Genomic DNA, 21,279 nt, shown 5'->3' with positions numbered 1-21,279 from the left:
ACCATGCTGAAACGATTCCTGATCCTGATGATGAGCGCCGGCGCGGCCCAGGCGTCGGCGCCAAGCGCCACCGAAATCCTGCAACAGGTGGACCAGTACCGCATGCCGGTCAACAGCTTCGAGGCGAACGTGCGGATCGAGGCGGGCAATGGCCAGGAACCCGGCACATATGTCATCCGGGGCGCCAATTACAACCAGGTGCTGGTGGAAGCGACCAGTGTCGACCAGCGCGGCCAGAAATTCCTGACCACCGACAGCGGCCTGTTTTTCTACGCCCCGCGCACACGGCGCGCGATTCGCCTGACGCCATTGCAAACCCTGCTCGGCAAGGCCAACATCGGCGACCTGTCGCGCATCCGCTTCAGCCACGATTACGACGCGGCGGTACTGGAAGGCGAGACCGACGGCTGTCCGGCCAAGAGTTGCGTCGCGCTTGAGCTGCGCAGCCGCAGCGAAGCGGCCACCTACTCGAAGATCACACTCCTGGCAGCGCGCCAGGAGGGGCGCTATGTACCGCTGAAAGCCATGCTGTACGTCGCCAGCGGCAAGTTGCTGAAGGTAGCCACCTTCGACGCAGCGAAGGGCGGCCTGCCGCCGACCACCCGCTACGCCGACCCGCAACTGCCCGGCGAAGAAACGCGGGTCGTATTCGAAAAGGTAAAGGCAGCTGAATTCCCGGCCAATATGTTCAACCCGCGCACGCTGGAGCAATGAAGCGATTGCAATGCCTGCCGCTGGCAGCGGCCGTCGCGGCAGCCGCACCGGGCGACGCGTCGGCAGGTGAAGACTGGGTGGGTGGCTTCGTACTGGGCGCGCAAGAGCGCACCATCCTGCAGGACACACCGCTCAACCGCGATAACTTCCTCGACATCGCCGGCAAGGGAACGCGCGCCGTCGTACTGTTCGAAGGACGCCAGCAAGACATCACCTGGCGCGTGCGCACCGAAGCACTGAACACAGACCGGGATGGCACGCGCAGCAAAGCCGTGCTGCAGGAATTGAACCGCGTGTTCGAGCTGGGTGAAGGCGCCTCGCTCTCGCTCGGCAAACGCCTGTACGCCCTGGACCCCTCTTATATCAACCAGCCCCTCGGCTTCCTGCAAAAGCGCACGGACCTCAGCGATCCATTGGATACGCTTGGCAACTCGGAAGGCATTCCGATGGCGGTGCTGGCGTGGAGCGGAGCACGCGCCAGTGTCGCAGCCCTGCATGCGCGCCAGGCTGGGGGGCGCGTGCAATCGATTCTCAAATTCGGCTACGAATTCGACGCCATTAGCGCAGGCATGGTGCTGCGCCGCGCGCATAGCGAAGACGCTGGCATCGGCGCCACCATCAGCGCCGCGCCGGCGGATGCACTGTCCTGGTACGCCTCCGCCTACCGTGCAGGAGGCGCATCGCGCTACACCCGCGCCACCGCAGGCATCGTCCTGACGCCATCCACGCTACCCAAGCTGCAACTGGAATACGCCTACAACGGCCAAGGCATGGCGGACGACGGCTACGAAGCGTTGCGGCAGCAAGCGCAATCGAACCTGCCGCCGCACATGCTGGCTAAGTTGGCGAGCCGCCTGCCCACCCTGGGCGCAAGACAGCACTACGGCAGCCTGACAGTGTCAAAAGCGGCAGGCGCGTGGGACGTCGGCGCAGGAGTGTATTTAGGATTGGACGACAGCAGCCGCGTATGGCACGTCCAAACCGACTACGCATTCAGCGCACGCACGCACCTGATGTTCTCGGCAATGCGCCAGGAAGGAAAGAACGGCAGCGAAAGAGCCCTCTCGCCGGTCAAAGAAACGCTGGCCCTGCGCCTGCGCCATGCATTTTAGAAGTCGGGGTCAGCTCCGGCAATCTGCCATAAAGCGCACAGCCGTGCGCTTTATGGCAGATTGCCGGAGCTGACCCCGACTTTCATCATGGCTGGAAGCCGTCGGCGGTGATGTCGAGGTTCGTTACTTCGCCGTATTTGGCGGCGATCTTGCCGATCTCGGAGGCTTTGCCTACCAGCACCATCTGCAGGTTCTTGCGCGGGAAGTGCTTTTCGACCAGTTGCTTGGCGCGTTCCGGCGTCAGGCTGTCGACGTCTTTCATGAAGTTGTCGATCTGGCTGCGGCTTACCTCGTTGGCGTACATGTCGCCGAGCAGGGACGCCAGCTGTTCGCTGGTTTCATAGCGCGGCGGGAACTGGCCTTTTACGTAGGCCTTGGCTGAGTCCAGCGTTGCCTTGTCGATGCCTTTGCTCCACAGGCGGTCGTAGGTTTTCAACGCCAGGTCGAGCGCGGCTTCCGTCTTCGGCAACGCGGTGAAGCTGGAGATCGAGAACGTGCCGGTCTGCGACATGGTGTTGAAGCCCGAATTGGCACCATAGGTCAGGCCGGAATTCACGCGCAGCTCGTCGTTCAGCCACGAGGTGAAACGTCCGCCCAGCACCGTGTTCAGCACCTGCAGCGGTACATAGTCCGGATCATTGCGGGCGATGCCTGGACCGCCGATCAGGAAGGTGGTTTCGATCGCGTCGGATTTGTTCACCACCCATACGCGCGCCTTGTCCGCCTGCACCTTGCCGTAGCTGGTGCGTTGCGGCGCAGGGCCTTCGGCTTTCCATTGGCCGAACAGGGCTTCCACCTTCTTGCGCATTTCTGCCGGGTCGAAGTCGCCAACCACCACCAGCGCCGCATTATCCGGGCGGAAGTACTGCTTGTGGAAGGATTTCACGTCGTCCTGTTTCAGCGCGGTGAGGCTGTTGACGGTGCCGGAGGATGGGTTGGCGTAGGCGGCGTTCCCGAACAGCATGGCGCGGTAGTAGTTGCCGACCACCAGGCGCGGGCTTTCCTTGGCCTGCTTCAGGCCGTCGACCTTGCGGCCACGCAGCTTCTCCAGTTCGGCCGCGTCGAAGCTTGGGGACTGTACCAGTTCTGCGAACAGCGGCAGCAGGGTGTCGGTGTCCTTGCGGGCGAAATTGGCCGCGACGGTCGATTGTTCGACACTGCCGCCGCCGGTCAGCACTGCGCCGCGGAAGTCGAAGGCCTGGTCGATTTCGGCCTTGCTGTGCCTGGAGGTGCCGAGCAGCACGCCGTCGCCGGTCAGGTTGGCCAGGCCGGCTTGCTTGCCGTCGTTGACGGCGCCTGCCTTGACCACGGCGCGCACGGCGACCAGCGGGACGTCGTGGCGTTCCATCATGTACACGGTCAGGCCGTTCGCCAGCTTGGCGGTTTCAAAGGCTGGCAGCTTGAATTCGGCGGCTTGCGCGGAGGCTGCGACCGCGCCGGTGAGCGCTACGGAAATCAGTTTCTTCATCAATCAATCCTCCTTTGCGTCCAGCACGCCAATGGTGCGCTGCGATTTCTTCAGGTACTTGGCGGCGACGCCCTGGATCTCGGCCACCGTCAGCTTTTCGTAGGCGGCAGGGGCGTCAAAGGCTTTCCTGTAGTCGCCGTTGAAGACTTCATAGTTGCCCAGCATCTGCGCCTTGCCATTGATGGTTTCCTGCTGGCGGTAGATGTCCAGCAGTTTGCTGTTCTTCACCTTCTGCAATTCCGCTTCGCTCACGCCCTCCCTGGCAACCTTGTCGACGGCTTCCAGCAGGGCTTTCTCGACCTTGGCCGGCGCCACGCCGGCGGCTGCCACAGTCATGAGGTACAGCAGGCCCGGGTCGAAGCCATCGCCGCTGCCGGCGGTGACGCTGGTTGCCAGCTGGGTCTCCACCAGTGCCTTGTACAGGCGCGAAGTCTTGCCGTCGGTGAGAATGGCTTGCAGCACGCTCAGCGCGTAGGTGTCGGCGGCGGCGCGCTCCGGTATCTTGTAGGCGACGATCAGGTTGGCGGACGTGGCCGATGGCTTGGCCACGAAGACGCGGCGTTCGCCTTTCTGTTCAGGCTCCACGGTGCGCACGGCAGGCGGCGCTGCGCGTTTCGGAATGCTGCCCAAGTATTTGGTGGCCAGTTTTTTCACCTCGTCGACCTTGACGTCGCCGACGATTACGGACACCGCATTGTTCGGCGCATAGTAAGTGCGGAAGTAGTTCTCCAGGTCGTTCTGGGTCCACGCCTTGATGTCGGATTCCCAGCCGATGGTCGGAATCGCATAGGGGTGGGCGACGAAAGCGACGCTGTCCAGGTCCTGCATCAGCATCTGCGCATTGGAGTTTTCCAGGCCGGTGCTGCGCTCGGACAGCACCACGCCGCGTTCGCTGTCCACCATCTTCGGATCGATCGACAGGTGGGCGATGCGGTCGCCTTCCAGCTTGAAGATGGTTTCCAGCGAGGAGGCCGGGAACCAGTCCTGGTACACCGTGACGTCGCTATTGGTGTAAGCGTTGTTGGAGCCGCCATTGGCTTCCATGGTGCGGTCGAACATCTTCGGGCCGTAGTGCTTGGAGCCGTTGAACATCATGTGCTCGAAGAAGTGCGACAGGCCGGTGGTGCCCGGCGCTTCGTTGCGCGAGCCGACCTTGAAGAAGGTGTACATGGTCGCATTCGGGATGCCCGAACTTTCCAGCACGATGAATTTCATGCCGTTATTCAGCGTAAAGGTCTTGACCTGGTCGGCCGTCAATGCGGCCTGGGCAGTCGAGGCGGCCGCGCAGGCCAGCACCGTCGCCAGAATTTTCAACTTCATTGGGTTTCCTTTGGGTGAAAGAAGTTGCTGGAAGAATACTGGATTCATAGCGAAAATGCTAATTTTTAAGTAAGGGCTAGAATGGGGCAGGAGCCCTAAACGATGAACTCGCCAGAAGCACTCGGTAAAGCTGAGCTGGGCATGGCCAGTGTGAAGTTCCCGCTGGTCGGGATCGGCGCGTCCGCTGGCGGGCTGGCCGCGCTGGAGCGCATGTTGCCTGGCTTGCCGGAGGCGCCTGGGTTCTCGATCGTTATTATCCTGCACCTGCTGCCGTCCCATTCCAGCAGATCCGCCGAAACCTTGCAGCGTTTTAGCAAGATGCCGGTAACGCAGGTGACGCAGCATCCGACCGAAGTACTGGTCAACCACATTTACGTGATTGCCCCCGGCACGCTGCTGAAAGTCGAAGACCGTTTCCTGTTCATCGATGAGGCAAATGCCGGCCATACTTCTCTGGGCGCGATCGATTACTTCTTCCACTCCCTGGCCCTGTCGCACCGGCAGCTGGCGACCGGGGTGCTGTTGTCCGGCATGGGGCAGGATGGCTGCGGCGGCCTGGCGGCGTTGCGCGAGCAGGGCGGCACCACCGTCGTCCAGCTGCCGCAGGACGCCCAGTTCGGCACCTTGCCGGAAACTGCCATCAAGGCCAGCCAGGCCGACATTATCCTGCCGGCATCCGACATCGCAGCGCGCCTGCTGCTGCATGAAAGTAACGATGCCGGCATTTTGCTGGTGGATGGTGTAGAGACGGAAGATGCGGCCGTGCAGGAAGTGCTGGCAATGGTGCACGAGAGCACTGGACATGACTTCCGTAATTACAAGCGGCCGACAATCCTGCGCCGCCTGGAGCGCCGCCTGCACCTGCGTGGCATCCCCAGCGTGTCCGCCTATCGCACATTGTTGGTAAATGACGACAGCGAAGCGCGCAAGCTGATGAAGGATTTGCTGATCGGTGTCACCGGCTTTTTCCGCGATCGCCTGTCGTTCGACCAGTTGCGTGATGCGGTATTGCCGGCCATGCTGGCGGCGCGTGCCAAAGGCGAGCTGCGGGCCTGGGTTGCAGCCTGCTCGACGGGGCAGGAAGCCTATACGCTGGCGATGCTGCTGTCCGATGCGGCGCGCGCGATGGACAACCCGCCGCGCATCCATATTTTCGCCTCCGATATCGACGAGCAGGCACTGGGCGTGGCGCGTGCCGGCATGTACCCGGAATCGATCCAGGACGAAGTGCCCCCGGCCAGCCTTGAGCGCTATTTTGTCCGCGCAGGTAAACAGTACCGCGTGCGCCAGCCGCTGCGTGAGCTGATTACCTTTGCCAGCCATAACCTGCTGCGCGACCCGCCGTTCTCGGAACTGGACCTGGTCACTTGCCGCAACTTCATGATCTACCTCGACCGGGCAATGCAAAGGCAGGTGCTGCAGCGTTTCCATTTCAGCCTCAGTCGCGGTGGTGTTCTGTTCCTCGGCAACGCGGAAACCGCGACGCCAGTGCCCGAGCTATTTTCACATGTGGACCGTGAGCACAGGATTTACCAGGCTCGGGTCGTTGCCGGTGCTAGCGCGGAAGTCGCGGCGCCTGCGCGGCGCGTCAGTTTCACACATGCTCCGGCTGGTGCAGGAAAAGCGGTGCCGCAGCACTTGTCGCCCGACGAACTGTGCAGCCGCCTGGCCATGGCGGAGAGCGGCTGCGAAGAGCTGCAGTCGCACAATGAAGAACTATCGACTGTCAATGCCGAACTCGCCGCCCGCCTGGACGATACCGGCCGTGTCAACGACGACCTGGTCAACCTGATTGCAGCGGCGGACCTGGCTACCATCTTCGTCGGTCCCAACCTCGCAGTTAAACGCTTCACACCGCGCGCCGCCGGCATATTCAACCTGATTCCACGCGATGTCGGCCGCCGCCTGCTCGATATCACCCACCGCCTCGATTACCCCGAGCTGCAGTCCGATGTGGCCGCGGTGCTGGAAAGCCAGCAGCCGCAGGAACGGGAAGTCAACGCGCTCGATGGCGGCCATTATATCGTTCGCGTGCGGCCTTACCGGACCCGGGACGACGAGGTTGCCGGCGCGGTGCTGGCGTTTGTCGATATCAGCCGCCGCCGTATTGCCGAGGACGAGGTCCGTGCCCGCGCCGCCGACCAGCACTTCCTGCTGCGGCTGGGCGACAGCCTGCGGCCGCTGGTTGACCCCATGGCGCTACTGGCGCTGGGCTGCCGGATGCTGGGCGAGCGGCTCGCTGTGCCGCAACTGTCTTTTGCCGGTATCCGGGGCGGGCGCTACGACACGATGCCGGGGTATGCCGCCGGCGCTCCCGCGCTGCACGGCAGCGGCGAGGTGGAAAAGCTCGGGGCGGCGGCGCTGTCACGCTGGCGCGACGGTGAGGCGGTTGTGGACGATGACATCGAGGACGCTGTCGGCATGGGAGGGCTGTCGCAGCTTGCCGGCGGGCGCGGAGCGATCCTGGGCGCCGTTTGCCACAAGGGCGATGTGTGGCTCGGCTTCTTCCTGGCCTGCCAGCCTGTCGCGCGCAAGTGGGAGCCATCCGAAGTAGCGTTGTTCGAGGAGGCTGCGGCGCGCATTGGCGTGGAATTTGAACGCGCGCGTTCGCAAGCAGCCTTGCGCGCCAGCGAATCGCGCCTGCGCCATGTGCTGCGCGATATCTCAATCCTGAGCTGGGAGGCCGATGCCAGCGGCAAAGGCAGCGAAGCATGGCTGGAATCGATCCATCCCGACGACCGGGCGCGCGCCCGCAGCATGTGGCGCGATGCAGTGCGGACTTCGACCAGCGGCGAGGCCAAGGTGCGCCTGCATGAAGCTGGCGGCGACTGGCTGCGGGCCAGCGTGGTGGCGACCCCGCTGCTCGATGAACAGGGCGGGGTGCGCGAATGGAGCGGCTGCATCATCGACGTTGATGAGCGTACGGCGGCGCCATCGGGTAGCATATAGCCATCTATAACTACCTTGGCATGGCGATGGAAAATACGATGCACTGGTCGGCGCACGAGCTGTCGATGACGGTTTTGATGACGCCCGACATGGCGAACTTCTCTGGGAATGTGCACGGCGGCGCCATCCTCAAGCTGCTGGACGGCGTAGCTTACGCCTGCGCCAGCCGCTATTCGGGCAGCTATGTGGTGACGCTGTCGGTAGACCAGGTGATGTTCCTGCAGCCTATCCATGTGGGCGAACTGGTGACCTTCCTGGCCTCGGTCAACTACACCGGCAGCAGTTCGATGGAAGTGGGCATCCGGGTGGTGGCGGAAGACATCCAGAAGCGCCTGGTGCGCCACGCGAACAGCTGCTATTTCACAATGGTGGCCGTGAGCCAGGACCGCAAGCCGCAGGCGGTGCCGCCGCTGGTGCCGCAAACGCCGGAACAGATCGCACGCTGGGAAAAGGCGAAGCTGCGCAAGGCCGCACGCCAGCAAGTGGCCGCTGCGGTCAGGAAAACTTAAGCAGGCAGCTTAATGCGCGCGGCGATGGGTCGGATAGACCAGCGTCCGCAGCGCAATCGGCTGCGGCACGCCCATCGCGAACAGGAATTCGGCGGCGCGGCGCAAACCCACTTCGGGCAGGGCGGCTACAGCCTGGTTGATGATGTCGCGCGTCCGGTGGTCGCTGCGTACTTGCTGTCGATGCAGGTCTACGCTGTTCATGTCCACTCTCCTATCTCCTCAGGCTCGCAGTCGGCGGGGCGCCGCGCTGGCTAGTTGCTTGCCTTCCTGCAACATCTGGCGCATCTCGGATGCGCCGACAGGCCGGCTGAAATAAAAACCCTGGATTTCGTCGCAGCCATGGCGGCGCAGGAACTCAAGCTGCTCTTCAGATTCTACCCCTTCCGCAATCACGCGCAACTCAAGGTTGTGTGCAAGTGCGATAACCGACACCACAATGGCCGCATCGTCGGCATCGGTGGCGATGTCATGGACGAAGGAGCGGTCGATCTTCAGCACGTCGATCGGGAAATTGCGCAGGTAGGACAGGCTGGAGTAACCGGTGCCGAAATCGTCGATCGACAGCGCCACGCCCAGCGTTTTCAGTTCGTGCAGCAGGTTCACGCCTTGCGCCACGTCGTGCATGAACAGGCTTTCGGTCAGTTCCAGTTCCAGCGCGGACGGCGGCAGGCCGCTTTCCTCCAGCGCGGCGGCAATGGTGGAAACCAGTTCGGGCTGCGCAAACTGGCGTGCCGACAGGTTGACAGCCATGCGCAAGTCTTTGAAACCGGCATCGCGCAGTACGCGCGCCTGCTGGCAGGCGGTGCGCAGCACCCAGGCGCCGATCGGCACGATCAGGCCCGTTTCTTCGGCCAGGCTGATAAAGCGCGCCGGCGGCACCATGCCAAGTTCCGGATGCTGCCAGCGCAGCAAGGCTTCCATGCCGACGATGGCGCCGGAAGACAGGTCGACCTGCGGCTGGTAATGCAGCACGAATTCATCGCGTTCCAGCGCATTGCGCAGCGCGCTTTCGATGCGCAGGCGTTCCTGCGCTTTGTCGTTCATTTCCGGCTGGTAGAACTGGAAGGTGTTGCGGCCCAGTTTCTTGGCCGAGTACATCGCGATGTCGGCGTGTTCGATCAGGTGCTGCGCCGGCGTGCCGTCGGCATCGTAGACCGCGACGCCGATGGAGCAGGTGACGAAGAATTCCTTGCCCTCCAATAGCACCGGCTGCGCCAGCGCCTTCATCACGCGTTCGATGATGGCGGGCGACAATTGCTCGTCCGGGTACTGGCTCAGGATCGCCACGAATTCGTCGCCCGACAGGCGCGCCACCGTATCGCTTTCGCGCACGCTTGATTGCAGGCGCGTTGCCACCGTTTGCAGGAGCTGGTCGCCGGCCTTGTGGCCCAGGCTGTCGTTGACGAACTTGAAGCGGTCCAGGTCGATCAGCATCACCCACATCGGCAGGCCGCTGCGGTTGGCGTAGGCGATGGCTTGCTGCAGGCGGTCCTGCAGCAGCACCCGGTTGGGCAGGCCGGTCAGCACGTCGTGGTGGGCGATATGCTGGATGCGCTGTTCCGCTTCCTTGCGCTCCGTGATCTCGCTGCCGGTGCCGCGGTAGCCCTTGAATTCGCCCTGCGCGTCGTACACCGGTTCGCCGCTGGTGTTGAACCAGCGCGTGACACCGTCGTGGCCGACGATGGCATATTCGAAATTGGAGAAGGGCAGGCGGGCCTGCACCTTGTTGATATGGTCGCGCCCCGCGCTGCTGGTGTACAGCTCCGGGGTGCACTCCCAGCGCGTGCGGCCCAGGAAGTTTTCCTTGGCCACATGGCCTTTTTCAAAGAAGCCGCCGGTGATGTGGGTGAAGCGGAAATGCGTATCCTGTTCCCAGTACCAGTCGGAAGACAGGGCCAGCAAGCGGCGGAAGCGGTGCTCGGATTCCTGCAGCGCGCGCTCGGTGCGCTTGCGTGCAGCCACGTCTTCGGCCAGGCGCTGGTTGGAACGCTGCAGGTCGGCAGTGCGGGCTTCAACCAGCAGCTGCACGCCGCGCGAGCGCTGCACCAGGGTATGCACGAAGGCTGCCGCCAGGGCGCTGAACAGCAGGCCGCCCAGCAAGGTGCCGAGCGAACCAAGGTGATCGGCCAGGAAAGGGCGCGGCAAGTCGTCGCTGCGGATATGCCAGGTGCGGCCCAGCACGTCGAAGCTGCGCATCTCGCTGCTGTGATAGTCGAAATCGAGCCAGCGGTGCAGCCAGTGTTCCTTGCGGACGGCCGGCACCGGGCCGCGGCGGTAAGCCAGGGTGCTGGTTTCCGACGGGTCGCCGGCATACACGCTCAGGCCCAGGCTGGCGTCGTCCAGCAAGCCGTTCTGCTGCAGGATGGTGTGCACCAGGTGGGGTGTGCGGATCACGGCTGCGGTATCGCCAGCCCATGCCGCTTGGCGCTCGGCGCGTGTGCCGGTCGGCATGCCGGGCCGGTACACCGGCATGATCATGATGAAGCTGTTGTGCTGCGCCGGGTCCTGCGCCAGCTGCAGCTGCTCGGTGGCGGAAGGCCGGCCGCTGTGCAGGATGCGGTCGATGGCGCCGCGCACCTGCACGTTGCTGCCGGTGTTCAGGCCAAGCGCCGGCTCGTTGCCCGCCATCGGTTCCAGGTATTCGACGATGTTGTAATACGGCCGCACCGGGGCCGGCACTGCTTTGCCTTCGGGCGACAACTCGGTGAGCTGGAAACCGGGGAAGAGCTCCTGCATCGATGCTTCAAACGCGGGACGCTCGGCATGCGCCAGCACGCGGTGATAGTTGAAAGCCTGGATGAAGGGGTAGCGCTTGAGCAGCGGTTCTGAAAAGGTATGGAACTGTTCGCGGCTGACCGGTTGCACGGTACGGAACAGTTCATTGATCACATTCAGTACTTCTTCGGCATCGGCCAGCCCGCGTTCAATGGCCGTCACGCGGGCGTTGGCGCGCTGCTGGAAAGCGAGTTCCATCTTGCCGAATTCGAGGGCGCTGACGGAGACGAACAGGATGGCGCTGGCCGCCAGGCCTGCGCCCAGCGTGAGTGCGGCTGCAGCGTAGTGCGATAGTCCCTTGCGCCGAACTGCCATGGTGTCCCTTGCTCAAAAAATGTAGTTTGTCATAATTCTCATGGCTTTGGGGCAATACTCATTAATCTCCCGTCAAAACTCTCTTGCGCAGGCGGGAAACGGTGTAAATTGCCAACAGTCGATTGGCCAGGCCGAAACCCAGCCCCGGCGTCGGACTGCCCCAGGCGGCCACGCGGCGCTGCATGGCGCTGGCCGGCGCACCCGGGGCGCGGCCGGGTCGAACCGCAAACAGGATGTGGTTGTTGCCGGCGATGCCGGTGAACTGGCAGATACGGTCGTGGAAGGCATTCGACAGCCGTACCAGCACGCTGCGGTATTTCGGGTCGTAGCTGAAGACATTGGCAGCCAGCACGCCGTCCGGCCGCAGGGCGCGCCGGCAGTCGGCGTAGAAGTGGTCGGTGGCCAGGACGTTCGGCAAACCGTCGGCGTCGAAGCCGTCCACCAGCAGCACGTCGGCACTGTCCTTCAACTCCTTCATGTATTTGGCGGCATCGCATTGGATGACGCGGAAGCGCTCATTGTCCTGCGGGATGGCGAAGCGTTCGCGCAGGGCGATGACATCGGCCCGCAATTCGAGCACTGTGATGCGGGTGCGGGGCAGGTAGCGATAGCAGAATTTGGCCAGCGAGCCGCCGCCCAGGCCTACCATGACGATATGCTTGGGGTTCGGTTTGAACAGGACAAAACACATCATGGCGCGGGCATAGGCCAGCACCAGCGCGTCCGGATCGGCCGGATCCATCTGGCTCTGCACTTCGCCGGGTGTGAATTCCAGCGACAGGCGGCCGCGCCGGCGGCGAACCAGGGGGCGGCGGTGGTCGGGAATGGAAGTCATTTGTCAACTTGTTATGAGCCGTGATGATCTGATAAGCTGCCGGGCTCCGGTTTCCACCCCAGTGTACCGGATGAGCCGCGCGGCAGGGCGCTCGCGTTTACATCGGCAACTTTTATAGGTACATTGCCAACATAGGCAGCTTGGAGACGATAAATGTTCTTAGACCATCCAACCATTACGGCGACCAACAGTTTCACCGAGCCTGATCGCATCGAGCGCCTGACCCGCGTGTATGGTTACGTGGCCGCACTGGCCGACCACGCAGGCAAGCAGCAGTTCATCGAAAAGGTCAGCCAGCTGCATGACCACAAGGGCACGCTGATCGTGTTCTGGCACGACATGCCAACTGAAGATGAAAAAGAGTTCTTCGCCAAAGCCTGGGCCAGCAAGATCGGCGACGGCAGTAGCAACGTCGAACACGAAGTCTGACCGCGGCCCGTCCGCCAAGCAATGGATATCAAAACCCTGGTTCTCGCCCTCGCGCTGGGCAACCTAAGCCTGTGCGCGGCGCTGTTTTTCTTCGAGTGCGAGAGCAAGAAGTCGCTGACCCTGTCCACTTGGGCCATTGCGAAGCAGTGCCAGGCGGTGGGCTGGGCCCTGTTGTATTTCCGCGGCGTGGTGCCGGAGTTGCTGGCCGGCCCGGTGGCCAATGCCGTGCTGCTGGCCGGCTTCGCGCTCGATGCCGGCGCACTGTGGGAAGGTATCGGCCGTCCACGCTGGCGCAACTACCTGTACCCGGCGCTGTCGCTGGCGGTCGGTGTGCTGCTGGCCTTCCACATCCTGGATACCGCGCCGGCGCTGCGCCTTGCGTTCGGCTCCCTGTGTGTCGGCTTCTTCTTCCTCGCCGGTGTGCTGGCGCTGGCGCGCGCCTGGCGCGGCGGCAGTATGCTGCGGCGCTACCTGGTGGTCGCCATGTTCGTGCTGGCGCTGGTGATCACCGGGCGCGGCCTGCTGACAGCGGCCTTCCCCGACGGCCTGCCATGGATCAGCGCCAATGCGATGCAGCTTTTCGGTTTCGGCGGCTTCTACCTGATGATGCTGGTGAACGCTTTTGGCTACCTGCTGCTGTCGCGCGAGAAACTGCAGATGGACCTGGCGCGCCTGGAAACCACCGATCCGCTGACGGACGTGCCGAACCGGCGCGGCTTCTACCAGGCTTTGGGTACCTGGATGGCGCTGGCGCGCCGCCCGGGCCTGCCCACCGCCATGATCATCCTGGCGCTCGACCAGTTCAAGCGCGTCAACGACAGCTACGGCCACGCCGCCGGCGACGCGGCCCTGAAGTCCATGGTGGAAACCTGCAAAAAGCAATTGCGCGATTCCGACCTGATGGGCCGCCTGGGCGGCGCCGAATTCGCCATCCAGCTCCCGCGCACGGGGCAGGAGGACGCGATGATGGTGGCGGAGCGCATCCGCCGCGCCATCGAGGCGACGCCAGTCAAGACCGAGCGTGCGATTATCAAGCTGACGGCCAGCATGGGCGTCACCACCATCCGTGCCGACGACAGCACGGTCAGCCTGTTCAAACGCGCCGACGAAGCCCTGCAAGCGGCGAAAGTGCGCGGCGAAAACCAGGTGGCGCAGCCGCCGCAGCCGCAGCAGCCGCAGTCCCTGGAGGCCTTGTCATGACTGCGTAACACTGAGGGCGTACTGTGCTACCATTTTCGTTATAAACGATATAAATGGATTCCTCGATGTACGCCGCAGTGGACCTGGGTTCCAACAGTTTTCGACTCTCCATCGGCCAGCACGATGGAGGCAGGATCCGCGTGCTCAACAGCATGCGCGAACCAATCCGCCTTGCTGCCGGCCTGGATGCCGCCGGCAACCTTACCGATGAAGCGCTGCAACGGGCGCTGGTCTGCCTGAAGAATTTCCGCGTGGCGCTGGCCGCCTACGACTTCGACGGCGTGCGCGTGGTCGCCACCGCCATCCTGCGCCAGGCGCGCAATGCGGCGGACTTCCTGCCGCAGCTGGAGCAGGCTATCGGCTACCCGATCGAGATCATCTCCGGCGAGGAAGAGGGGCGGCTGATCTACATGGGCGTGGCCAACGCGCTGGGGCAGCCGAATGAGAGCCGGCTGGTGGTCGACATCGGCGGCGGCTCGACGGAGCTGATCCTCGGGCGCGGGCTGGATATCGAGCGCGTCGAGTCGTTCAGCGTGGGCAGCGTCAAGCAAAGCCTTTCCTTCTTCGTAGGCGGCAGGGTCGATGCCCGTTCTTTTGAGGCAGCCGTGCTGTCGGCGCGCTCGCATTTCGAGGATGGGGCGCCGCCTTACCATCCGGAGTACTGGAGGCGGGCTTACGGCTCCTCGGGCACTATCCGCGCCATCGGCGACATCATCGAAAAGAACAAGCTGGGCGACGGCATTACGCTGGCGGCCCTGAATGCGGTGCGCAAGCGCTTTATCGAGTTCGGCCAGGTATCGAAGATCGACATGCCGGGCCTGCGGCCGGACCGTGCCAGCACCGTCATCGGGGGGCTGGCGATCCTGATCGCGGTGGTGCAGGAATTGGGCATCGAAAAGCTGGAGCCGATCGATGCCGGCCTGCGCATGGGCGTGATGTGGGACTTGTACTTGCGTTCCACCCGCCGCGACCGGCGCGACGAGTCGGTCGGCGCATTCCTGGCGCGCTTCCACACCGAATCCGAGCGCGGCGTTCGCGTGTCGGAGGCGGCCACCAGGCTGTTCCAGCAGATGAAGCCTGCCAACGATGCCTTGTTGCGCCACCTGTCCTGGGGTGCCCAGTTGCACGAAGTAGGGCTGGTGGTGTCGCAGACCGGCTACCACAAGCACTCCGCCTACATGATCGAAAATGCCGACCTGCCGGGCTTTACCACCCGTGAGCAAAAGCTGATGGGCCGCCTGGTCCTGGCCCAGAAAGGCAACCTGCGCAAGGTCAGCGAGCATTTGACCGACAGCGATTTCGCCAAGGCGGTGGTGGCCTTGCGGCTGGCCATCATGTTCATGCATTGCCGCATAGAGGTTGACGACCGCTCCGTGCGGTTGCGCATGAAGAATCGCATCGACCTGGAACTGAAGCGCGATTGCGTCACCAGCCATCCGACCCTGTCCTACCTGATCGAGAAGGAGCAGGAGTTCTGGGACGAAATCGGCGTGGATTTTGGCGTTCGTACTGTTGCGTAATAATCGTATATACTGTTTATATTATTCAATAATGGAGTATCCATGAACGCAACGAAAGCCAAAGCTCCAGCCGCCAAGCCGGCAACCAAAGCTGCCGCCAAACCCGCCGCCAACCCCCCCGCCAAACCGGCAGCAAAACCGGCCGCCAAGCCCGCCGCGAAGCGCGCGCCAGCCGCGGCCAAGACTGCAGCAGTTGCTACCAAGCCAGCAGCCAAGCCTGCAGCCGCCAAGCCTGCCGCCAAACGCGTAGCCGCCGCCAAGCCTGCTGCAGCAACGGCGCCAGTCGCCAAGCCAGCCAAGGCGGCCAAGGTGGAAAAACCGGCCAAGCAGCACAAGGAAAAACTCGTGCGCGACAGCTTCACCATGCCGGAGTCCGAGTACGCGGTGCTGGGCCAGGTCAAGAAGACCTGCTTGAAAAACGGCATTGAAGTCAAAAAATCCGAGTTGTTGCGCATTGGCGTCGCCCTGATCAGCCGCCTGGATATGGCTACGCTCAAGCAAGTTCTGGCTTCACTGCCGCAACTGAAGACCGGCCGTCCGAAGAAGGCTTGATCCGGCGCGCGGCAAACCCGGTCGTTAAGGGCAGAATAGGATCTTCCTCCCCAAACTAGGCTGGTTGCGGTACCGGAAAAGCCGAACGGTACCGGGTGCGGTACGTAATGTGACGGTCACTCGCGTTGCTGGCAAATGGTTTGTTTCCGTCCTGACGCAGCGCGAGGTCGACATCGTGCCTATTGCGACAACGTCGGCAGTGGGGACCGACGTTGGCATAGTCCGCTTTGCGACGCTGAGCGATGGCACTCCCATCGAACCCGCGAACTGTTTCAAACGCCATCGGCAGCGCCTGGCGAGGTATCAAAATCAAATCAGCCGCAAAGTAAAGTTCAGCAAGAACTGGCGCAAGGGCAAGGCCCGTGTGCAGCGGCTGCACCCGCGTATCGCCAATATGCGCCGCGACTTCCTGCATAAGGCCAGCAAGGTAATCAGCACGGAACACGCCATTGTGTGCGTTGAGAATCCAAAAACGTGGCTTGAACCGTAGCATCATGGACCAGGGCTGGGGCGAATTCAGGCGCCAACTGTCCTATAAACTGGCAGACTTGCCCATGTTGCGGCTTCGTGTCGTCAGCGAATCGCCGCACGCAGGCCGCTTTCGAGTGCACTGCATGCAGCTACCGAAACCACGCTGACGTGGTTAGTGCCATGAACGTACTTGAGCGGGGACTCCGCTTGCTAGCCTGTGGAGAGCCGGTGCAGTTGGGCCACTTTGTGAAGCAGGAAGCCTCCGACGCGACTTCAACCAGCCTGTCGCTGGTTGCGGCGCAGTAGGAATCCCCGTCCTTTCCGCGTATGCGGCGGCCAGCGGCCGAGGGCGGGGTGGAGGCCAAGTCATATTGCTGACACATGGTTGTCATGTTCGTGCAGCAATAGAGCAGCAAACTGGCTTCGTCACTACAGAAAGGACGAAGCATGCAAACTACGACGATTGCTACCGCCGAACAGCGGGTTTCCACCCCGCGACTGGCATTGAGCATGGCAGCCACCCCGGAAGAAGTGCGCGAAGTCCAACGCCTGCGCTATAAAGTCTTCATCGAAAACCAGGGGCTGACCGCCCTGGCGACACCGGATGGCCTGGATTGCGACGAATTCGACGCCGCCTGCGACCACCTGATCGTGCGCGACACCGCCACCCTGAAAGTGGTCGGCACCTACCGCCTGCTGAACCCCGCCGGCGCCCGTAAACTGGGCCGCCACTACTCTGAGAACGAATTCGATCTCGGTCGCCTGAAGCACCTGCGCAGCCGTATCGTGGAAGCGGGCCGCGCCTGCATCCATCCGGATTACCGCGGCGGCAGCGTGATCATGCTGCTGTGGACCGGCCTGGCCGAATACATGCGCCGCCACCAATGCGAATACCTGATCGGCTGCGCCAGCATCAGCCTGGCCGACGGCGGCCACAACGCGGTTGCCGTGTACCAGCAATTGCACGAAAAGCATTTGGCGCCAATGGAATATCGCGTCACGCCACACCTGCCGTTCCCGGTGGAGAAGGTCGAGTCCGCGCGCGTAGCCCAGGTGCCGCCTTTACTGAAAGGCTACCTGCGCTCCGGCGCCTGGATTTGCGGCGCGCCGGCCTGGGATCCTGATTTCGAAAGCGCCGACCTGTTCGTGATGATGCCGCTGGCGAACCTGGACGGCCGCTACGCCCGCCACTACAACGTTTGAAAAACGTGCTATCCTTGTTGTACCGATCGGTAAATAGTGATCCGATCGGTACATTTGAAAGGATAAAACCATGTCAGTCCGAGCACCTGTACCACCCTTCACCCGCGCCAGCGCCATCGGAAAAGTCCGGCTGGCCGAAAACGGCTGGAATACCCGTGATCCGGAAAAGGTCTCCCTCGCTTATACGGAAGATAGCTGGTGGCGCAATCGCAGCGAATTCGCACAGGGCCGCGCCGCCATCGTTGCCCTGCTCAAGCGCAAGTGGACGCGCGAGCTGGATTACCGCCTGATCAAGGAATTGTGGGCCCACGACGGTAGCCGCATCGGTGTGCGCTTCGCCTATGAATACCATGACGATTCGGGCCAGTGGTACCGCGCCTACGGCAATGAAAACTGGGAGTTCGACGAAAACGGCTTGATGCAGCACCGCCATGCCAGCATCAACGAGCACCCGATCAAACCTGAGGAACGCAAGTTCTTCTGGGACCGCAGCGGGCCGCGTCCTGCCGACCATCCAGGCCTGAGCGAACTGGGGCTCTGAGCATGGCACGCGTTGTCGCGGAACGGGAAGACGTGATCCCCCTGGTGGCCGAGGTGTTCCGCACCTATGGTTTTGAAGGCGCCAGCCTGTCCCGCATCACGGAAGGGACGAAGCTGGGCAAGGGCAGCATCTACCACTTCTTCCCGGGCGGGAAGGACGAGATGGCCGCTGCCGTGCTGCAGGAAATCGACCAGTGGTTTCGCCTGCATGTCTTCGAGCCGCTGCGTGAGAACGCGGATGCAGGGCAGGGCATCGCCGCCATGTTTGCGGAGGTGGAGCGCTATTTCCTGTCCGGGCAACGCGTGTGCCTGGTGGGTGTGTTCGCGCTTGGCAATGAGCGCGACCGCTTTGCCGAAGCCGTGCGCGATTATTTTGAAGAGTGGATCAACGCGCTGGCGGCGGCATTGGCGCGCGCCGGGCACAAAGGCAGGGAAGCGACTGCGCTGGCGGAGGAAGTCGTAGGTGGAATACAGGGAGCGCTGGTGCTGTCACGCGCGTTCAACAGGCCGGCGACGTTCAGGGCGGCGTTGAAGCGGTTGCGGGAACGGCTGGACCGCTAGGGCGGAAGCGGCGCCGGTGAATGCGATGCCGGCGCCTGGCATCAATCTCAGCGTGAACTGAGCTCAGTGTACTGAGGCATTCGACAGTTCTTTGAGCTCCCGGATAGAAAGCTCAGATTTCTCATGCATACGCAACAGGATGGTGGCCCCGACTGCGAGCTTGCGGTGACGGATCTTGCTGATGATAGGTGGTTGCACTTCCAGCACCCTGCAGAGCTCCGCGTCATTCTTCAGGTGCATCTTCTCGATTAGCGTGTCGAGCAGTTTATTAGGTACGAAGCTGGATGGTTCCAGGGCGCGAGCCCTGTTCATTGCCTCGATTAGTTCGAGTTTCTTCTGCCTTACGCTCATTTTTTGCTCCTCCTGACGTTGTTAACTACGTGGATAGAAAAAGCAGGCTTGCATGTTGTATTGATAACGAAGCAAGTTAATTAAATAATACTCCGCTTACCAAAAAAGCCAAGAATTTGTGAGAAAAATAATGAGTTTTATTGCGTGGCAGGGTTGACGACTGTTGTAACTTTGAGTCCATTTTTAGTGAGGCGCAGAACTTTATCGGCCCGCGCAGCGGCGGCCGGCGAATGCGTCACCATGATGGTCGTTGCACCGCTGGATTTGAGTTCCTGGTGCAACAGTTGCAGTACGGAATTTGCAGTGTCGGGGTCGAGGTTGCCGGTCGGTTCGTCCGCCAGCACAAGGGCCGGGCGATGCACCAAGGCACGGGCTATTGCAACCCGTTGCATTTCACCGCCGGAAAGTTGATGGGGGTAGTCGTGGCCGCGGCCGCCAAGTCCGACAGCATCGAGCATGTCGAGTTCCCGGCCTTGCGGCAGGCCGTTCAGCAGCAGTGGCAGGGCGATGTTCTGCTGCAGGGTCAGGTGGGGCAGTACATGGAAAGCCTGGAAGATAAAACCCATCCGGGCGCGGCGCAGGCGCGTGGCCGCGTCGTCGTCAAGCGATGCCAGTGGCGTGCCGTCAACGATGATCGCCGGCTCATCGCTGGGGTCGGGCTGGTCGAGGCCGGCAATCAAATTCAGCAATGTGGATTTGCCGACGCCCGAATCGCCCATGATGGCGACGAACTCGCCGGGTTCGAAAGTCCAGCTCAACCGGTCCAGTACGCGTCGTTCGTTCGAATAACTCTTGGTGAGGTTTCTTAGCTGGAGCATGGTTTATCGGGTCAGTGAACGGCGCAACGCGAAGCTCAAGGCATCGACCACGGCCACCAGCAGGAGCATGGCCAGGATCACCGTGGCGGCGCGCTCCATCTGGAACAGGGAGAGGTGGAATTTGAGCATTTGTCCCAGGCCGCCGGCGCCCACCACGCCCAGCACGGCGGCGGCGCGGATATTGTTTTCCCACCGATAGAGCGTGTAGGACAGCATTTGCGGCAGCGTCTGCGGCAGCGTTGCATAGAAAAAGGCGGCCATCGGCGTGGCGCCGTTCAGGCGCAGGCTTTGTTCCGGCAGCGGCGGCGCGTTTTCCAGCGCGTCGGCAAACAGGCGACCCAATACGCCTGCCGTGTGGGCGGCCAGCGCCATCGTGCCGGCAAACGGTCCCAGGCCCGCGGCCACCAGCAGGATCGAGGCCCATACCAGTTCGGGGATCGAGCGCAGCACGTTGAGCATGCCGCGCACCACTGCGCGCGGCGCACGGCCGAAACGTCCGGCGCCGGGGATCGCCAGCAGCAGGCCGCCCGCCACCGCAAGCAGGGTGCCCAGCGCCGACATGGCCAGCGTTTCTATCGTGGCGATGCCGGTTTTGCGCAGGAAGCCGCCGGCCATTTCCGGCGGGGCGAATCCAGCCAGGAAGTCGCCCATGCTGTGCATGGCTTCAATTGTGAACAGGTCGCCCAGCTTGAGCGACAGCGTCGCGAAACTGGCCACCACCAGGACGATGAGCGCGGCGGCGAACAGCCAGCCCGACCAGTTGCGCGCGGGTGGCGCAGGCATATGGTTCATCCGAGCCTCCGCCGCAGGTATTTGGACACCAGGTCCGCCAGGGCCACCAGCAGCACGAACACGATCAGCATGGTCGATACTTCGCCGCCGGCCAGCATCTTGGTCGATTCATCCATGCGCTGCCCCAGGCCGCCGGCGCCGACAAAGCCCATGATCACGGAGCCGCGGATCGCGCATTCCCAGCGATAGACCGTGTACGACACCAATTCGGATGCCGCTTCAGGAAGGGCGCCATACAGCAAGGCAGCCAGGCGCCCGCTGCCGTTTTGCAGCAGCACGTCGCTGGCATGATGATCGGTGGACTCCAGGATCTCGGCATACACTTTGCCCAGCATGCCGGCGTAGGTCAGGGCGATGGCCAGCACGCCGGCGGTTGGCCCCAGGCTGAAGATGCGCACAAAGAGCAGCGCCCACACCAGTTCCGGTACGCTGCGCAGCAGGACCAGCAGCCAGCGCACCAGCTGGCGCAGGATACGTGGGAGGGCCGAGATGCGGCCTGCGCCGATGCGCGAAATCGACAGGCGCTCGGTGACCACCAGCGTGGCGGGAATGGCGCCAAGCAGTGCGAGCGTCAGGCCGCAGGTGGCAATGGCCACCGTCTTCCATGCTTCGCGCGCGACCATGGCGAGGAATTCCGCGTCATGCGCAGGCTGCAGGAAATCGGACAGGAAACGCCATGCGGCGCGCAGGCTTTGCATGTCGAACAGCGTCCAGGGGTAGAACTCGGTCGCCGCCACCAGCGGCCACAGCAGCAAGATGCCGACGGCGATCGTTGCCAGGCGCCGCCGCCATGCGGGATCCGGATGGAGGGGCGAGAGGGGAACGGCAGGAACGTTATGCATCGC

Annotated in this window: 22 protein-coding genes; 13 read left to right on the top strand and 9 right to left on the bottom strand. The window is 62.8% G+C overall.

All coding sequences use genetic code 11. The annotated features are described in order from the left end of the window. Nucleotides 1-3 precede the first annotated feature (3 nt). Nucleotides 4-714 (top strand): outer membrane lipoprotein-sorting protein, encoded by a 711-nt coding sequence (locus ASD07_RS20690; RefSeq protein WP_055934613.1) that lies wholly within the window; start codon nt 4-6, stop codon nt 712-714. After that, complete coding sequence (locus tag ASD07_RS20685) at nt 711-1,826, top strand: hypothetical protein (RefSeq protein WP_055934611.1); 1,116 nt, start codon at nt 711-713, stop codon at nt 1,824-1,826. Before ASD07_RS20690 ends, ASD07_RS20685 begins: the two co-directional genes overlap by 4 nt. 85 nt (nt 1,827-1,911) lie before the next feature. Here ASD07_RS20685 and ASD07_RS20680 read toward each other — a convergent pair whose 3' ends face one another. Together ASD07_RS20680 and ASD07_RS20675 are read right to left on the bottom strand one after the other, a co-directional pair. Then, nucleotides 1,912-3,294, bottom strand: coding sequence for a pitrilysin family protein (locus ASD07_RS20680; protein ID WP_055935369.1), 1,383 nt, complete (start codon nt 3,292-3,294; stop codon nt 1,912-1,914). A 3-nt stretch (nt 3,295-3,297) separates the two neighbouring features. Next, nucleotides 3,298-4,614, bottom strand: a complete 1,317-nt coding sequence (locus ASD07_RS20675; protein ID WP_055934609.1) for a pitrilysin family protein — start codon at nt 4,612-4,614, stop codon at nt 3,298-3,300. Between the two features lie 102 nt (nt 4,615-4,716). On the opposite strand from ASD07_RS20675, the gene ASD07_RS20670 reads away from it, so the two are divergent. Then, on the top strand, nt 4,717-7,563 hold the full coding sequence (locus ASD07_RS20670) for a CheR family methyltransferase (protein WP_055934607.1): 2,847 nt from the start codon (nt 4,717-4,719) through the stop codon (nt 7,561-7,563). A gap of 26 nt (nt 7,564-7,589) precedes the next feature. After that, nucleotides 7,590-8,072, top strand: a complete 483-nt coding sequence (locus ASD07_RS20665; RefSeq protein ID WP_055934605.1) for an acyl-CoA thioesterase — start codon at nt 7,590-7,592, stop codon at nt 8,070-8,072. Between the two features lie 9 nt (nt 8,073-8,081). On the opposite strand, the gene ASD07_RS20660 is transcribed toward ASD07_RS20665, so the two are convergent. The 3 genes from ASD07_RS20660 to ASD07_RS20650 all read right to left on the bottom strand — a co-directional run bounded on the left by ASD07_RS20660 (nt 8,082) and on the right by ASD07_RS20650 (nt 11,997). After that, a complete protein-coding gene (locus tag ASD07_RS20660; RefSeq protein ID WP_055934603.1) occupies nt 8,082-8,273 on the bottom strand; it encodes a hypothetical protein in 192 nt (63 codons plus the stop codon). Between the two features lie 18 nt (nt 8,274-8,291). Beyond that, on the bottom strand, nt 8,292-11,162 hold the full coding sequence (locus tag ASD07_RS20655; protein WP_055934601.1) for an EAL domain-containing protein: 2,871 nt from the start codon (nt 11,160-11,162) through the stop codon (nt 8,292-8,294). Between the two features lie 61 nt (nt 11,163-11,223). After that, nucleotides 11,224-11,997, bottom strand: coding sequence for a methyltransferase domain-containing protein (locus tag ASD07_RS20650; RefSeq protein ID WP_055934599.1), 774 nt, complete (start codon nt 11,995-11,997; stop codon nt 11,224-11,226). Nucleotides 11,998-12,150: 153 nt separating this feature from the next. On the opposite strand from ASD07_RS20650, the gene ASD07_RS20645 reads away from it, so the two are divergent. The 9 genes from ASD07_RS20645 to ASD07_RS20610 all read left to right on the top strand — a co-directional run bounded on the left by ASD07_RS20645 (nt 12,151) and on the right by ASD07_RS20610 (nt 18,473). Next, entirely contained in the window at nt 12,151-12,426 is a 276-nt protein-coding gene (locus ASD07_RS20645) for a hypothetical protein (protein ID WP_055934597.1), read from the top strand. Between the two features lie 21 nt (nt 12,427-12,447). Beyond that, nucleotides 12,448-13,626 (top strand): GGDEF domain-containing protein, encoded by a 1,179-nt coding sequence (locus tag ASD07_RS20640; protein ID WP_055934595.1) that lies wholly within the window; start codon nt 12,448-12,450, stop codon nt 13,624-13,626. Between the two features lie 65 nt (nt 13,627-13,691). Then, complete coding sequence (locus tag ASD07_RS20635; protein WP_055934593.1) at nt 13,692-15,146, top strand: Ppx/GppA phosphatase family protein; 1,455 nt, start codon at nt 13,692-13,694, stop codon at nt 15,144-15,146. Nucleotides 15,147-15,188: 42 nt separating this feature from the next. Further along, a complete protein-coding gene (locus tag ASD07_RS31475) occupies nt 15,189-15,698 on the top strand; it encodes a hypothetical protein (RefSeq protein ID WP_055934591.1) in 510 nt (169 codons plus the stop codon). A 64-nt stretch (nt 15,699-15,762) separates the two neighbouring features. After that, nucleotides 15,763-16,188: a transposase gene (locus ASD07_RS32235; protein WP_307144975.1), complete on the top strand. Its 426-nt coding sequence runs from the start codon at nt 15,763-15,765 to the stop codon at nt 16,186-16,188. Between the two features lie 77 nt (nt 16,189-16,265). Further along, a complete protein-coding gene (locus ASD07_RS32230; RefSeq protein ID WP_200953834.1) occupies nt 16,266-16,475 on the top strand; it encodes a transposase in 210 nt (69 codons plus the stop codon). A 141-nt stretch (nt 16,476-16,616) separates the two neighbouring features. Continuing rightward, nucleotides 16,617-17,372, top strand: coding sequence for a GNAT family N-acetyltransferase (locus tag ASD07_RS20620; RefSeq protein ID WP_055934588.1), 756 nt, complete (start codon nt 16,617-16,619; stop codon nt 17,370-17,372). Nucleotides 17,373-17,442: 70 nt separating this feature from the next. Next, nucleotides 17,443-17,913, top strand: a complete 471-nt coding sequence (locus tag ASD07_RS20615) for a nuclear transport factor 2 family protein (RefSeq protein WP_055934586.1) — start codon at nt 17,443-17,445, stop codon at nt 17,911-17,913. Between the two features lie 2 nt (nt 17,914-17,915). Beyond that, on the top strand, nt 17,916-18,473 hold the full coding sequence (locus tag ASD07_RS20610) for a TetR/AcrR family transcriptional regulator (protein WP_055934584.1): 558 nt from the start codon (nt 17,916-17,918) through the stop codon (nt 18,471-18,473). Between the two features lie 63 nt (nt 18,474-18,536). Here ASD07_RS20610 and ASD07_RS20605 read toward each other — a convergent pair whose 3' ends face one another. The 4 genes from ASD07_RS20605 to ASD07_RS20590 form a co-directional block, all read right to left on the bottom strand. After that, nucleotides 18,537-18,824, bottom strand: coding sequence for a hypothetical protein (locus tag ASD07_RS20605; RefSeq protein WP_055934583.1), 288 nt, complete (start codon nt 18,822-18,824; stop codon nt 18,537-18,539). Between the two features lie 137 nt (nt 18,825-18,961). Further along, nucleotides 18,962-19,642 carry an ABC transporter ATP-binding protein gene (locus ASD07_RS20600; protein WP_055934581.1) on the bottom strand — a complete coding sequence of 227 codons (681 nt, stop codon included), beginning with the start codon at nt 19,640-19,642 and terminating at the stop codon, nt 18,962-18,964. 3 nt (nt 19,643-19,645) lie between these two features. Then, on the bottom strand, nt 19,646-20,434 hold the full coding sequence (phnE, locus tag ASD07_RS20595; protein ID WP_055934579.1) for a phosphonate ABC transporter, permease protein PhnE: 789 nt from the start codon (nt 20,432-20,434) through the stop codon (nt 19,646-19,648). Next, entirely contained in the window at nt 20,431-21,276 is an 846-nt protein-coding gene (locus tag ASD07_RS20590) for an ABC transporter permease (RefSeq protein ID WP_055934575.1), read from the bottom strand. The genes phnE and ASD07_RS20590 overlap by 4 nt, the downstream gene beginning before the upstream one ends. Between the last annotated feature and the right edge of the window lie 3 nt (nt 21,277-21,279).

The sequence above is a fragment of the Duganella sp. Root336D2 genome (genome assembly GCF_001425005.1).
In the GTDB taxonomy this organism is placed as follows: Bacteria; Pseudomonadota; Gammaproteobacteria; order Burkholderiales; family Burkholderiaceae_D; genus Rugamonas.
Note: the sequence above shows the minus strand (reverse complement) of the source record. Positions and strands in the feature narration are given on the sequence as shown.

Bases quoted from the DNA above. Each gene is read 5' to 3' on its own strand.
- ASD07_RS20640 (WP_055934595.1), top strand. From the start codon at position 12,448: ATGGATATCAAAACCCTGGTTCTCGCCCTCGCGCTGGGCAACCTAAGC.
- ASD07_RS20620 (WP_055934588.1), top strand. From the start codon at position 16,617: ATGCAAACTACGACGATTGCTACCGCCGAACAGCGGGTTTCCACCCCG.
- ASD07_RS20685 (WP_055934611.1), top strand. From the start codon at position 711: ATGAAGCGATTGCAATGCCTGCCGCTGGCAGCGGCCGTCGCGGCAGCC.
- ASD07_RS20670 (WP_055934607.1), top strand. From the start codon at position 4,717: ATGAACTCGCCAGAAGCACTCGGTAAAGCTGAGCTGGGCATGGCCAGT.
- ASD07_RS20635 (WP_055934593.1), top strand. From the start codon at position 13,692: ATGTACGCCGCAGTGGACCTGGGTTCCAACAGTTTTCGACTCTCCATC.
- ASD07_RS31475 (WP_055934591.1), top strand. From the start codon at position 15,189: ATGAACGCAACGAAAGCCAAAGCTCCAGCCGCCAAGCCGGCAACCAAA.
- ASD07_RS20690 (WP_055934613.1), top strand. From the start codon at position 4: ATGCTGAAACGATTCCTGATCCTGATGATGAGCGCCGGCGCGGCCCAG.
- ASD07_RS20660 (WP_055934603.1), bottom strand. From the start codon at position 8,273: ATGAACAGCGTAGACCTGCATCGACAGCAAGTACGCAGCGACCACCGG.
- ASD07_RS20665 (WP_055934605.1), top strand. From the start codon at position 7,590: ATGGAAAATACGATGCACTGGTCGGCGCACGAGCTGTCGATGACGGTT.
- ASD07_RS20650 (WP_055934599.1), bottom strand. From the start codon at position 11,997: ATGACTTCCATTCCCGACCACCGCCGCCCCCTGGTTCGCCGCCGGCGC.
- phnE (WP_055934579.1), bottom strand. From the start codon at position 20,434: ATGAACCATATGCCTGCGCCACCCGCGCGCAACTGGTCGGGCTGGCTG.
- ASD07_RS20655 (WP_055934601.1), bottom strand. From the start codon at position 11,162: ATGGCAGTTCGGCGCAAGGGACTATCGCACTACGCTGCAGCCGCACTC.
- ASD07_RS20605 (WP_055934583.1), bottom strand. From the start codon at position 18,824: ATGAGCGTAAGGCAGAAGAAACTCGAACTAATCGAGGCAATGAACAGG.
- ASD07_RS20615 (WP_055934586.1), top strand. From the start codon at position 17,443: ATGTCAGTCCGAGCACCTGTACCACCCTTCACCCGCGCCAGCGCCATC.
- ASD07_RS20680 (WP_055935369.1), bottom strand. From the start codon at position 3,294: ATGAAGAAACTGATTTCCGTAGCGCTCACCGGCGCGGTCGCAGCCTCC.
- ASD07_RS20675 (WP_055934609.1), bottom strand. From the start codon at position 4,614: ATGAAGTTGAAAATTCTGGCGACGGTGCTGGCCTGCGCGGCCGCCTCG.
- ASD07_RS20610 (WP_055934584.1), top strand. From the start codon at position 17,916: ATGGCACGCGTTGTCGCGGAACGGGAAGACGTGATCCCCCTGGTGGCC.
- ASD07_RS20645 (WP_055934597.1), top strand. From the start codon at position 12,151: ATGTTCTTAGACCATCCAACCATTACGGCGACCAACAGTTTCACCGAG.
- ASD07_RS20600 (WP_055934581.1), bottom strand. From the start codon at position 19,642: ATGCTCCAGCTAAGAAACCTCACCAAGAGTTATTCGAACGAACGACGC.
- ASD07_RS20590 (WP_055934575.1), bottom strand. From the start codon at position 21,276: ATGCATAACGTTCCTGCCGTTCCCCTCTCGCCCCTCCATCCGGATCCC.